The 12207-nt window shown below is 59.1% G+C and carries 12 protein-coding genes; 6 read left to right on the top strand and 6 right to left on the bottom strand.

The features are described from left to right. Positions 1-92: 92 nt before the first annotated feature. Complete coding sequence (locus OHL14_RS13385; protein ID WP_263379856.1) at positions 93-251, bottom strand: hypothetical protein; 159 nt, start codon at positions 249-251, stop codon at positions 93-95. Between the two features lie 1057 nt (positions 252-1308). Here OHL14_RS13385 and cdd point away from each other — a divergent pair. Next, on the top strand, positions 1309-1749 hold the full coding sequence (gene cdd / locus OHL14_RS13380; protein ID WP_263379855.1) for a cytidine deaminase: 441 nt from the start codon (positions 1309-1311) through the stop codon (positions 1747-1749). 167 nt (positions 1750-1916) lie between these two features. Further along, on the top strand, positions 1917-3299 hold the full coding sequence (locus OHL14_RS13375; RefSeq protein ID WP_263379854.1) for a thymidine phosphorylase: 1383 nt from the start codon (positions 1917-1919) through the stop codon (positions 3297-3299). 378 nt (positions 3300-3677) lie between these two features. Here the strand turns inward: OHL14_RS13375 and OHL14_RS13370 are convergent, their stop codons facing one another. Then, entirely contained in the window at positions 3678-3878 is a 201-nt protein-coding gene (locus OHL14_RS13370; RefSeq protein ID WP_263380284.1) for a cold-shock protein, read from the bottom strand. A gap of 230 nt (positions 3879-4108) precedes the next feature. Here OHL14_RS13370 and OHL14_RS13365 point away from each other — a divergent pair, with 230 nt between their 5' ends. The 3 genes from OHL14_RS13365 (at position 4109) to OHL14_RS13355 (ending at position 7718) form a co-directional block, all read left to right on the top strand. After that, positions 4109-5344 (top strand): NupC/NupG family nucleoside CNT transporter, encoded by a 1236-nt coding sequence (locus tag OHL14_RS13365; protein ID WP_263379853.1) that lies wholly within the window; start codon positions 4109-4111, stop codon positions 5342-5344. A 115-nt stretch (positions 5345-5459) separates the two neighbouring features. Beyond that, positions 5460-6821: a hypothetical protein gene (locus tag OHL14_RS13360; protein WP_263379852.1), complete on the top strand. Its 1362-nt coding sequence runs from the start codon at positions 5460-5462 to the stop codon at positions 6819-6821. A gap of 48 nt (positions 6822-6869) precedes the next feature. Then, positions 6870-7718 carry a purine-nucleoside phosphorylase gene (locus tag OHL14_RS13355; RefSeq protein WP_263379851.1) on the top strand — a complete coding sequence of 283 codons (849 nt, stop codon included), beginning with the start codon at positions 6870-6872 and terminating at the stop codon, positions 7716-7718. A 15-nt stretch (positions 7719-7733) separates the two neighbouring features. Here the strand turns inward: OHL14_RS13355 and OHL14_RS13350 are convergent, their stop codons facing one another. After that, the gene (locus OHL14_RS13350; RefSeq protein ID WP_263379850.1) at positions 7734-9251 is read right to left on the bottom strand and encodes a M20/M25/M40 family metallo-hydrolase; all 1518 of its coding nucleotides are present in this window, start codon (positions 9249-9251) and stop codon (positions 7734-7736) included. A gap of 51 nt (positions 9252-9302) precedes the next feature. On the opposite strand from OHL14_RS13350, the gene udk reads away from it, so the two are divergent. Then, the gene (gene udk, locus OHL14_RS13345) at positions 9303-9944 is read left to right on the top strand and encodes a uridine kinase (RefSeq protein ID WP_263379849.1); all 642 of its coding nucleotides are present in this window, start codon (positions 9303-9305) and stop codon (positions 9942-9944) included. A gap of 50 nt (positions 9945-9994) precedes the next feature. Here the strand turns inward: udk and OHL14_RS13340 are convergent, their stop codons facing one another. The 3 genes from OHL14_RS13340 to OHL14_RS13330 form a co-directional block, all read right to left on the bottom strand. Continuing rightward, on the bottom strand, positions 9995-10579 hold the full coding sequence (locus tag OHL14_RS13340) for a LemA family protein (protein WP_263379848.1): 585 nt from the start codon (positions 10577-10579) through the stop codon (positions 9995-9997). Between the two features lie 103 nt (positions 10580-10682). Next, positions 10683-11474, bottom strand: a complete 792-nt coding sequence (locus OHL14_RS13335; RefSeq protein ID WP_263379847.1) for a TPM domain-containing protein — start codon at positions 11472-11474, stop codon at positions 10683-10685. A 105-nt stretch (positions 11475-11579) separates the two neighbouring features. Further along, entirely contained in the window at positions 11580-12092 is a 513-nt protein-coding gene (locus tag OHL14_RS13330) for a DUF4142 domain-containing protein (protein WP_263379846.1), read from the bottom strand. Positions 12093-12207: the final 115 nt, after the last annotated feature.

Here is a 12207-nt window from a genome sequence, read left to right as displayed (position 1 = left end):
CTCTCAAAGCATCCTTTTCACCGCCACCACACTGCCCCCTGACGCGATCACCCTACCCCTAAAGTGCCATATTGGGAACACAGCAAACCTCCCTATTTTCGTTGACTTAGGTCAAGTCGGTTGCTAACTTCTTCCTTATTCGGAGGTTCAAAAAAACAATGTTCTGTTGCTTCTTCTCTTTCTTCTCGTGCTTCTCCTGCTGCTGTAGCTCCTGCTGCGGTTCCTCGCACCACTCCGGCGGCGATTGCCATGGCGGCAGCGGCGGCGGTCAGTCGACCGGCACCGGTGGCAGCGCACAGGGCGGCAGCACCGAGTAGTTGCCTGCAGCCTTCTACGGGTGCAGCGAAAGCTTGATCTTCGAAGCAATCGCAGCACCCATGTGTAGCCCACCCATATCGGGTTGGCTTCGCCCAGGGAAAGACGCATGCATTCGCGCCTCCCGCACCCCTTATTGGCTTCTCTGACACCTACTCGATACCAAAACCTTCGTTCCATGTTGTGGCCCGGTTTTTGCCGGGCTTTTTCCTGCCCAAATTCTTACCTTGCAGATTTGCTCACTCTTACTAGCCACCCAAGTTCAGCAAAGCCCGGCTCTCGCCGGGCTTTTTCTTGTGCGCGCTCTTGAACTTTCCCAAAACATTACTTAAGTCCTACAGGACGACGTGTACGCGCAAACCACCGCTTTGGATTGCGAGAAATAACGGGAAAACATTGGTACTATGCGACCTCCCAATACCAAAGATGGTTACCAAAGATCTCATCTAGGCCTGGCCTAACTGGCTTTGATTCAGCTTTTATCTTCGTTCGGCATGACTAAATACACCTTTTATGGTTGACTTGGGTCACACCCGCGGCTAAGGTGACGATAGTAATTCCACCGGAGGTAATTATGTTCTGTTGCTTTTTTAGCCTGTTCAGCTGTTTCAGCTGCTGCTGCTCATCTCACTGCTGCCACCCCTCGTGCCCAAGCACGTCCACTGTGTCGAATCCTCAGTCCGCTGCCTAAGACTGCCCTTCTACCTGACACTGCCTTCAGCCTGAGTTAGAACAAAGAGACTCAAAAAGCAATTGTTCTTCTAAACACTCACCTTTGCTGAAAAGAATTGCAGCCGTCATTGCCTAAGGGCAAATCAGGTAGGAAACGACTTCAAGCCCGGCCGATTGCCGGGCTTACCTATTTAACTGCTGTCCTTCCTCTGCCGCCATCCTTGCATTCGGGCCCCGCCACATTCACCATCCGGCACGGTCTCACCTTGCGAACCTGTGCGGCTTGCCAGTCAACCGGCAAGCCGCTAGGCTAAACAATCCATGACCTCCTTCTCCGAACCCGGCGCCCTCTCTCTCTCCGACCGTCAAAAGCTCCTCAATCTGGCCGCCGAAGCCGCTGCCAACTCCTATTCCCCCTACAGCCACTTTCGCGTCGGCGCCGCCCTGCTCCTCACTGACGGCTCCATCGTCACCGGCTGCAACGTCGAAAACGCCTCCTACCGCCTCACTAGCTGCGCCGAACAGGCTGCCATCGCCCGCGCCGTCAGCCAGTTCGGCCCCGGCATCCGTCTTCGCGCCGTCGCCGTCGCCAACCTCAACCACGCCGCCTCCATGCCCTGTGGCGCCTGCCGCCAAACCCTCGCCGAGTTCGCCCCCGACAACGCCCTCATCCTCTACCCCGACGAATCCGGCCCCATAACCACCACACTCGGCGCCCTCATCCCCCACGCCTTCCGCGGCGAATTCATCACCCCCGCCTGACCATCGCCACGTTGTCAGTCATTCCCGAAGGAATCGGCTTCTGCTTTTGCCCTCTTGTTTGTCATTCTCCGCAGGGAATCCGCTTCTGCGCTTGCCGCTGCTTTTGCTTTTGCCGTTGCCTTTACTTCTCACTCCTCACTTCTCACTCCTCACTAGCTCTTCCCCCTATGCACCCAATCGACCTCATCCTCCGAAAACGCGACGGCCTCGAGCTCTCCACCGCCGACATCAACGCCTTCGTCCAAGCCGTCACCGCCCTGAGCCTTGATCCAAAGGCCGCCACCCTCACCGAAGCCCAGCTCGGCGCCTTCCTCATGGCCGTCTTCCAGCGCGGACTCTCCCTCCGCGAGACCGCCGACCTCACCACCGCCATGCGCTTCTCCGGCGAGGTCTTCGATACGAAGCCCCTCAACACCTTCTCCGTCGACAAACACTCCACCGGCGGCGTCGGCGACAAGACCTCGCTCCTCATCGCGCCCACTCTCGCCGCCGCGGGCCTCGAAAACACCCCCAGCATCTCCGTCCCAATGATCAGCGGGAGGAGCCTGGGACATACGGGTGGAACTTTAGACAAGCTCGAAACCATCCCCGGCTTCGACACCCAGCTCACCCTCCCGCAAATGATGGAGGTCCTGCGCGACTGTCACGCGGTGCTCGTAGGGCAGACACCGCGCCTCGTCCCCGCCGATCGCATCCTCTACGCCATGCGCGACCACACCGGCACCGTCGAATCACCCTTCCTTATCTGCGCCAGCATCATGAGCAAGAAGCTCGCCGAAGACCTTAACGGCCTCGTCCTAGACGTCAAAGTCGGCTCCGGCGCCTTCATGCCGACCTACGAAAAATCCAAGTTCCTCGCCGAACTCATGGTCGCCACCGGCGAGCGCAGCGGCACCCGCACGGCAGCTCTGCTCACGACTATGGATGAACCTCTCGGTCGCTTCTCGGGTAACTGGGTCGAGGTCTGGGAGTGCGTCGACATCCTCCAGAACAAGCCCATCTCCCCCGAACACCAGCGCATGTCCGCGGACCTAATCACCCTCTCCAACACCCTCAGCGGCTGGATGCTCTACCTCGCTGGCAAGTCCGCCACACCCGAGGCCGGTGCTCTGCTGGCCGCCGAACTCATCCGCTCCGGCGGTGCCTACAAGTCCTGGCTTCAGATCGTCGCAGCCCACCACGGCGATACCTCCGTCTTCGCCAATCCCGCCCTCTTCCATAAGCCAGCAGCCAAGCGCGTCCTCACCGCCTCCCGCAACGGCTATCTTTCCTCCATGGACTGCAAGGAAGTCGGCTGGGCCGTTCAGCGGCTCGGAGCCGGTCGAGCCGTTCCCGGCGGCCCGGTCAGCGCCCACGTCGGCATCGAATCCCACGCCAAACTAGGCGACCGCCTCACCGCAGGCCAGCCCATCTTCACCCTCTTCACCGAAGATCCCGCCCTCCTCGACGAACCCTACGCCATGCTCCAGGCCACAGTCACCCTAACCGACACCCCTCCCACCCCGCAGCTACTTATCCGCGAGATCGTCACCGCCGCCACCCTGCCCTAACAGAATCCGCAGGACTCCGGGTGCCCCATGTCCCGCCTTTGGGATATGGGTTTGCAGAATGCCCCCCAGAAATCACTGTCAACCCCTCACGACCCTCTCTTCCACTCAAACCTAACAAAACAAAACACCTTCACCCCCCAAAAACAATTGTATGTTCGCAGGTCCCACCCGCTACAATTAAATAAGAGGTTAGAAAAGTTTCCCTTCGTCTATTCACAAGCCTCAAGCGGGATTTGGACTCAGACACACAAAGTCCAGACCTAACCCATCTGATTTGAATACTTTGAGACCTAAGTACGGGGGGAGGGGGAGACCTCCAGACAAAGCAAAAGGGCGACTCCCGAAGGAATCGCCCTTTTGTCTTACTCGAAGATCGAGTTAGATAGCCTGAACGTTCTCAGCCTGCCAGCCCTTGGGTCCCTTGACCACGTTGAACTGAACGCGCTGACCCTCCTGGAGGGTGCGGAAGCCGTTCGCCTGGATCGCGCTGTGGTGAACGAAAACGTCATCTCCGCTCTCGCGGCTGACAAATCCGAAACCCTTAGCATCGTTAAACCATTTTACTGTTCCCTGTTCCATTGTATTCATGTTCCTTTAAGCAATGTACCGCTGAACGCGTTGTTGGTGTTTTGCGTGTATAGCAGTAATGCTGGAACAAGCAAGAAGACCAAAAGTATTCGACGACCAACGACAGTGTAACACTCCATGCCTACAACGCAAGCGGACCGGTCAGGAATCTTTGCGCGTTTCACCGTACGAACCGTTACACTCAGTTCCACATCATTCCCAGCGCATCGGAGATTCATTCTTTGGCACGATTCACCGGACTTCTCGGTCTTCTGACGTTTCTCGGCCTCGCCTACGCCTTCTCCACCAACCGGCGCGCCATCCGATGGAAGACCGTCGTTTGGGGTCTCGCGCTACAGGTCCTCTTCGCCTTCGCCGTGATCAAGTGGACCTACGGACAGACGATCCTGAAGCACACCTCTGACTTCATCACCGGTCTTCTCGGCCACGCAGCAGACGGTTCCGGCCTCGTCTTCGGCTACCTCGGCGTCCCGTCGAACCCGCTCTCGGTCTTCGCCTTCTCCGTTCTGCCAACCATCATCTTCGTCTCCGCCTTCTTCGCGATCCTGTATCACATCGGCCTCATGCAGCAGATCATCAAGGTCGTCGCCTGGATCATGCAGTGGACGATGGGAACCTCCGGTGCTGAATCGACCAACGTCGCGGCGAGCATCTTCATGGGCCAGACCGAAGCGCCGCTAACGATCCGTCCATTCCTCGCCGGAGCGACCCGCTCCGAGCTGATGACCATCATGACCTCCGGCATGGCGCACGTCTCCGGCGGCATCATGGCCGCTTACATCCTCTTCGGCATCAACGCCAAGGACCTGCTCTCCGCCGTCATCATGACCGCGCCAGGAACCATCCTCGTCGCCAAGATGCTCGTCCCTGAAACCGAGGTTCCCGCCACCGCAGGCACCGTCACGATGCCTCCGAGCGAGGAGCACGCGAACGAAAACTTCATCGGTGCCATCGCCCGCGGCACTATCGACGGCGGCCAACTCGCATTCAACGTCGCGATCATGCTGCTAGCCTTCGTCGCACTCGTCGGCTTGTTCAACGCCATCATGCTCGACATCTCGAACAAGCTGTGGATACACGGAATCCCGTTCCCGCACTCGCTCAACAACGTCCTCGGCGTCGTAGGAGCGCCCGTCGCGTGGCTCATCGGCATCCCTTGGCACGAGGCCCGAACCATCGGCAACCTGCTTGGAACCCGCACCATAATCAACGAGTTTCTCGCGTTCAAGGAACTCGGCAACATCAAGGCAACGCTCTCCCCGCGCAGCTTCTCCATCGCCACTTTTGCGCTCTGCGGCTTTGCCAACGTGGGTTCGATCGGTATGCAGATCGGCGGCATTGGAGCTCTCGTCCCCAACCGCCGCAATGATCTGGCGAATCTTGGCCTGCGAGCCATGCTCGCTGGAACAATGGCGAACCTGATGTCCGCAAGCATCGTCAGCATGTTGATCAAATAATCGAATAGTTAGAGGACGTGAGTCACTTTCCCGCCCGTTTACGCATATCCAGATAGAAGGACACGGACCGCCTCTCCCAGAGTCTTACGGTCTAGTCCTTCTTGAAAGGACCACCATGCGTTCCCTGCGACTCGCTGCCTTCCTTCTGACCTTCGCCGCGCTCACCGCCTCCTTCGCGCAGACTCCTCTGCGCAACATGCCCGGCCCGCAGGGAGGAACCATCGTCTACGGCACAGTCGACGGCGCGAACACGCCTCCCGCCGCGATGGGCGTCATCCTCAAAAGCCTGCACCAGAGGTACGGCGAGCGTCCGCAGGTCGGACGAGTCTTTCGGGTACGAGGCACCGATTCAGACGCCGTCTTCTTCACCCTCACCCCGCACAACCCGGGAATGGGTAAAGTCGCTGGCATGCTGCTGACTTCGAATGCGTCCGGCCATGTGGAGGCCGCGTTGCTCACCGACGAATCTGCGCGCTTCGGCAAATCGATCAATCCGATGCTGCAGTCGCTCTTCGCTGTCTGGAAGCCAGCAAGCAAGTCCTCGTCCGCAACAGGAGGCCACTCAGCCGAAGCTGCCTCCGGCCCGGTGGCCCAACTTCGCCCCTATCGCCTTCAGGACAACTCCGCTTCCATGATGCTGGCCGAAGGCTGGCGTGTCGCTCAAGGCAGCGGTGGAGGCACCATTCTGGCGCAGGGGCCGCACGGCGAAGTTGTCGCCCTGGGCTTCCCATACCTTGCGCACAACTCGAACGATCCGCGCACGGGGCAGGCGATGGCCTTTGGTCGCTCGGCGGCCGGTCGCAACACCATTTACGCAAAGAGCCTGGTCGCGCCCTATGGCGCCGATCTCGGGCGCACATTGGTCGAGCTCAACAATCAGGCCCTGCGCAATGGCAGTCCTGCGGTCACACCCCTCCAGATCGCGCAGCAGCAACCTGTTCGCTCGTCCGGCGCACGCTGCGCCATCCTCTCAGGCACAAGCTCCAGCAACGGCCAATCCCTGCAGTTCGAAGGCTCCTTCTGCCAGTCGCAAATGGATGGCAGTGGAAGCTTCATGAACCTTGCCAACCTCGCCTTCGCTCCACCCGAAGTAGCAAGCCGCGAACGCGCCACACTGCGAGCTATGCTTGGCAGCTTTCAGGTCAATCAGGCCGTTGTGAATGCTCAAGCAGGTGCACTGGCCGGCCCCGTCATCGAAGCAATCCACCAGATAGGCCGGGACGTAGACGCACGCATAGCCGCCACGCATCAGCAAGAGGACGAGCAGCGTGCTTCTTTCGAGCAACACAACGACGTGATGGACCGCCAGAGTCAGGCCTTCTCCAACTACATTCTCGACAAGTCTGTCCTGCTGGATACAGAAACAGGCGGGCATGTCACCGCCTGGAACACAACCGCCCAGACCATCGTCAACTCCAACCCGCAGCGCTATGAATACGTCGACACGCCCAACTACTGGAAAGGGATCGACTACTGACCGCGTAAGTCATGAGGCGATGCGCAAGGCGGTCTAGAATGAAAAGCTATGTCCGACCTCTACACTCGCGTTCTCGCCGCCGCCGACCACATTCGTTCTCTCCACGCCGTTGCTCCTACGCTTGGCATCATTCTTGGCTCAGGCCTCGGCAACTTCGCCACGCAGGTTGAGAATGCAACAGTGATCGACTATGCCTCGATTCCCGGCTGGCCGCTCTCTACCGTGGAAGGCCACAGCGGCAAACTCGTGCTGGGCACCATCGCTGGCGTTAGCGTCGCCGTAATGCAGGGACGCGTTCATGCCTACGAAGGTTATTCGATGGCCGAGGTCACGTTTCCCACGCGCGTGCTCGGCCTGCTTGGCTGCTCAAAACTGATCGTGACCAACGCGGCAGGCGGCATTAATACCAGCTATGGTGAAGGCACGCTGGTCGGCATCAGCGACCATATCAACCTCACCGGCATCAACGCGGCTGTCGGCCCGAACGAGCCTCGTTTCGGCACACAGCCTAACAGCGGCGCTCGTTTCTTCGACATGACCACGGCCTACTCGCCGCGCCTGCGCAAGCTCGCGCTACAGGAAGCTGCAGCGCTCCAGATTCCTCTACCCGAGGGCGTCTATCTCGCTGTACTGGGGCCCAGCTACGAAACACCTGCCGAGATTCGCGCCTTCCGCACGCTAGGCGCGGACCTTGTCGGCATGAGCACCGTGCACGAGGTCATCATCGCCCGCCACATGGGCATCGAGGTGCTCGGCATCTCCCTGGTCACAAACATGGCCGCCGGTGTGCTCGATCGCGTGATCCATCACGAAGAGGTGATGGAGATCGGCAAACGCGTGGAGGCGCAGTTCACGCAGCTATTGAAGGCTCTGATTCCGAAGGTCGCGAGCGCTTAGACACAGCACCGAAGGCTAGCGCATGGCCATCAACGCAGCCATCGTCTCAGCGCCGTCCCAGAGGTTCTGCAGTCGAAGATTTTCGTTCGCGGCATGTTGGTTGTCGTCGTGATTTGCGATGGGGACGGTAATCGTGTGCGTCTTCGCGGCTGCTTCCATCGCCTTCAGCGGAACAGTTCCTCCCATGGTTGGCAGCAGGACCACGCGGCCGCGTGCGCTCTTGACCGCAGCGATCACCTCGGTCGCGATAGGCAGGTCCATCGGCGTACGCACAGCCTCCTCCACCGGGTCGAGCTTGATCTGCGCCATCTTTGGATGAGCCAGCAACTCGTCACGAGTCGGCTGGGATTCGGTGATGAAGTATCCCTGCGAACGCACGTAATCGACGACGCGCTGCTGCTCGACCTTGCCTTCGGTGCCCACAACTAATCGGATGTCCAGGTTCACCGTCGCCGTCGAGGGGATCGAATTGGTCGAGTGAGCTCCCGTCTGCCCTGCCGCGATGCCGTTGATGTTCAGCGAAGGCTCGTTCAGCAACGCAAGCAGATGTCTGCCACCACCATCCACGTGTCCCAGGGCAAGCTCCTGGCGCAACATCTCGTCGTTCACCGGCGCATCCGCGAGTGCCTTGCGCTCAACCGGACCGAGCGGCGCAATGCCGTCATAAAAGTGCGGAATCAGCACATGCCCATCAGCATCCTTCATCCCTGCGAGAAGCTGCACCAGCATCATCGCCGGGTTCGGCGCCCAATTGCCGTAGTGGCCGCTGTGCAGAGGATGGTTCGGTCCGAACAGCGTGATCTGCACATGCGCGTCGCCGCGAGCGCCAAACGCCAGCGATTGCAGCCGCGTCTGGTCGACAGGTCCATCGCAGACCAGCCAGATATCGCCACCGATGCGTTCGCGGTTCGCCAACAGAATCTGCTCCAGATGCGCGGAACCGGCCTCCTCTTCGCCCTCCCAGACGAAGCGAAGATTGGCTGTCAGCTTCAGATGTGCTGCGGCAATAGCCTCTAAGGCGGTCATCTGCGCAAAAATAGCTGCCTTGTCGTCGCCTGCTCCGCGCGCATACACGCGCGGCTCACCGCCCACTGTCTTCAAATACGGAGTAAATGGCTTTCCCGTCTCCCATTCAGAGGGTGTCACCGGCTGACCATCGTAGTGCGCGTAGAACACGATGGTGCGCGTCGCTCCGGGCGTTCTCAGCTCGCCCCACACGACAGGCGGAGCCGACTCCAACCCAGGTGCAGACAGCAGCGCCGTCTCTGCGCCTAGCGCCTTCAGTTGCGCGCTGAGAAAGGCAGCATTCCAGCGAAGGCCTTCGGGATCAGCCGCCACGTTTGGCATCGCGAGAAACTCCTCAAACTGCTGCGTCAGCTCATCGTGTCGAGATGCGGTGTACGACTTAGCCGCTGCCGCAGCTTCGGAGGTCGTGGCTGCAGCCTGACCGCTCGCGACGCATCCAGACAAGGCTGGAAGTCCGAGCACAGCTACGCCAAGCAGAAATGCAAATCCATTGCGCATGAGTGTCATGCGAAAAAGCTACCATAGCAACCGTCTGCCGTAATCAAGTAGTCTCTTCCTGTGGCCTCCAACACCGACCCTTCGCGCCAGGCGCGCCCCATCCTACTCGGCATCGCCGGTTGTTCCGGCTCTGGCAAGACAACGCTTGCGCGCGAGCTTGCGAACCAGTTGAACGCGACGCTCTTTCCGCTCGATCTCTATTATCGGGATCTGTCGCACCTTTCTCCGGAAGAACGGCACCATCAAAACTTTGATTCTCCCGAATCTCTGGAAAGCGAGCTGTTCATCGCGCACATCCGAGCCCTCGCGGCGGGAGAGACGATTCAACGGCCCGTCTATGACTTCGCCGCGCACTCGCGAGTTGCCGGAGCCTTCGATGCGATTGCGCCCTCTAAGTTCGTCATCGTTGAAGGCATACTTGCGCTGCACTACGTCGAGCTGCCTCCGCTGTACGACTTCAGCATCTACGTCGATGCGCCCAACGAGGTCTGCCTCAATCGCCGCATCTATCGCGACATGCTCGAACGGGGCCGCACCGAGCAGTCGGTGCGAGAGCAGTTCGCCGCCACGGCCAAACCAATGGCCGACCTCTACGTGCTGCCTTCGCAGACTCGCGCCAGCGTGACGGTCTCAGGCACCGAGTCGCTCGATTGGTCCATAGAGCGCATCTTCGGCGCACTCCGTAAGAACGGTCTGCTATAGCAAGAGGCCCGGAATCATCCGGGCCTCTTCTCGTTCATAGTCGAAGATTGTTACTTGCTGAAGTCGACCGTCGGAGCTGTCGCATTCGCAGGGTTGCCCTTGAAGTACTCATTGCGGACATGGTATCCAGCAAACCCAGCCCATAGGCTGCCCGGGAACTGCTGCACAGCCACGTTGTAGGTCTTCAGCGTGCTGTTGTAGCGCTCGCGACCTACCGCAATGCGGTTTTCCGTGCCAGCCAGTTCGTCCTCAAGACGGTTGAACTGGTCGTTGCCCTTCAGGTCAGGGTAGGTTTCCTGCAGGCGGAGTAACGGGCTAATCGCCACGTCTAGCTTGCTGTTGGCGTCGATGCTGCTGGCGCGATCCGAGCCTGCAGCGATGACACCGGCGCGAGCATTCGCAATGTTGGTCAGCACCGTGGACTCTTCCTTCACGTAGCCCTTCACACTGGCCACCAAGTTCGGGATCAGGTCAAGACGACGCTGCTGCAGCACGTCTACCTGCGAATACGCGCTGTTGACATCCTCATTCAGCTGCACAAACTGGTTCTTCGAGGAGATATAACTCCCTGCGCCGAAGAGCAGCACCACCACAAAGATTCCTACTACGCCGAGCCCAATCCACAAACCCTTCATCGAGTTTCCCTTTCCTTCAATCGTCTGCATCGTTTGCCTCACTGCTGACTCGCCTATCGAAATCAGCTTACTTCAACTGCTTTACGGCTCAGCAAAGAACTTGTTACCAATCGCCACTGGCGCCGCCGCCACCGGAACCGCCACCGCCAAAGCCGCCAAACCCCCCACCGCCGTCTCCACCACCACCACCGCCGAAACCATCACCTCGACCGCGACCTCCGCCACCGCCGCTACCCAGCACATTGCCAAGCAGGAACCAGAGCCAGCCGCTGCCGCCGCCACGCCCCGAGAAGATGACGACCAGAACGATCAGGAAGAAAATGATGCGGATGATGGAGCCGATGTTCGACCCGCGTTTCTGTTCGCGGTGGTAGGTGTGCTGCGGTTGAGACTGTGTAAGCGTTACACCCGCGTCGGTGGCTATGACCCTCGAGATTTGTTGCAGTCCACCATAGATGGCAGGACCGTACTGCGCCTGCTCCAACTGCGGCACCATGCTGCGGCCGATATCGCCGACCTTGGCATCGTTCAGGATTCCTTCAAGACCGTAGCCGACTTCGATGCGGCGCTTGTGCTCTTTGATCGCGAAGACCATAAGCAGGCCGCGATCGGTCGACTTCGGGCCGACCTTCCACTTGTCTTCCAACGCAGTGGAAAACTCTTCGATGGATTGTCCTTCGAGGGAAGGAATGGTGACGACAGCAACCTGCGCGTGGGCCTGATGATCGAGCTCGGAACACAGCTCGTCGATCTGCTGCTTAGATCCCGGATCGATAACATTTGCGAAGTCGCTTACATAGTCGGTTGGCGCGGGCAGCTTGTCTACAACCTGTGCTCGGGCAAAGACCGAGCAGGCTGCCAACAAAACTCCCGCAATCGTTACGTGCAGTTTCATCACTGAACCATGGTACGCCGTTCTCTGTTAAGAAGTTCCGCGCCACTCAGTGACGCCTCCCACCCAATACAAACGTGAGAGGCATCTCGAACTGCCGACAAACCTTTACATCTTGGCAACCATGCTGTCGGCCATGTTTGTATGCGCGGCGACGACACTCTTGCCCTTCATCACAGCCGTCTTGAATTTCATGTCCGTGGTCGAATTGACCTCGTTCGTGAAGGCATCGAGTGCCTTGTGATGGTCCTTATCCATCGCCTGCATGTATTCCTTGTCAAAATCCATACCTGAAAGCCCGTTCAGCTTGTCGATCTCCGCCTGATGATCAGCATCCGGACCTGAGGGAGGGGTCAGCATCCAGGCTTGCGCAAATGGCTTCATCTTGGCCGAAAGCATCGTATGATCGGCGACCATCTTATGCGCGAACGCCTTGACGCTGGGGTTTGTGGCCTTGCTCTCGGCAAGCTTGCTGATGGCTATTTCGTTTACATCCGACTGCGCTGCCATCGAAAGGAAGCTCTTATCCGCGTCTGTGACCTCGGCGTGGGCGGGCAGAACTGCAAGCACACCGGCACAAGTCAGCGACAGCGTACAACAAAACTTGTTTATTCTCTTCATCGTCGTATCTCCTTCGGCAAAGCCGTGATCTCCAAACATCGTCCGAGCAGTGAGAGTGTCGACGATAAGGCGGCGTTGCACTGCGAGGAGATTTATTCTGGACATGGAGTATCCG

Source organism: Granulicella paludicola (assembly GCF_025685545.1).
GTDB classification, from domain to species: Bacteria; Acidobacteriota; Terriglobia; order Terriglobales; family Acidobacteriaceae; genus Granulicella; species Granulicella paludicola.
Note: the sequence above shows the minus strand (reverse complement) of the source record. Positions and strands in the feature narration are given on the sequence as shown.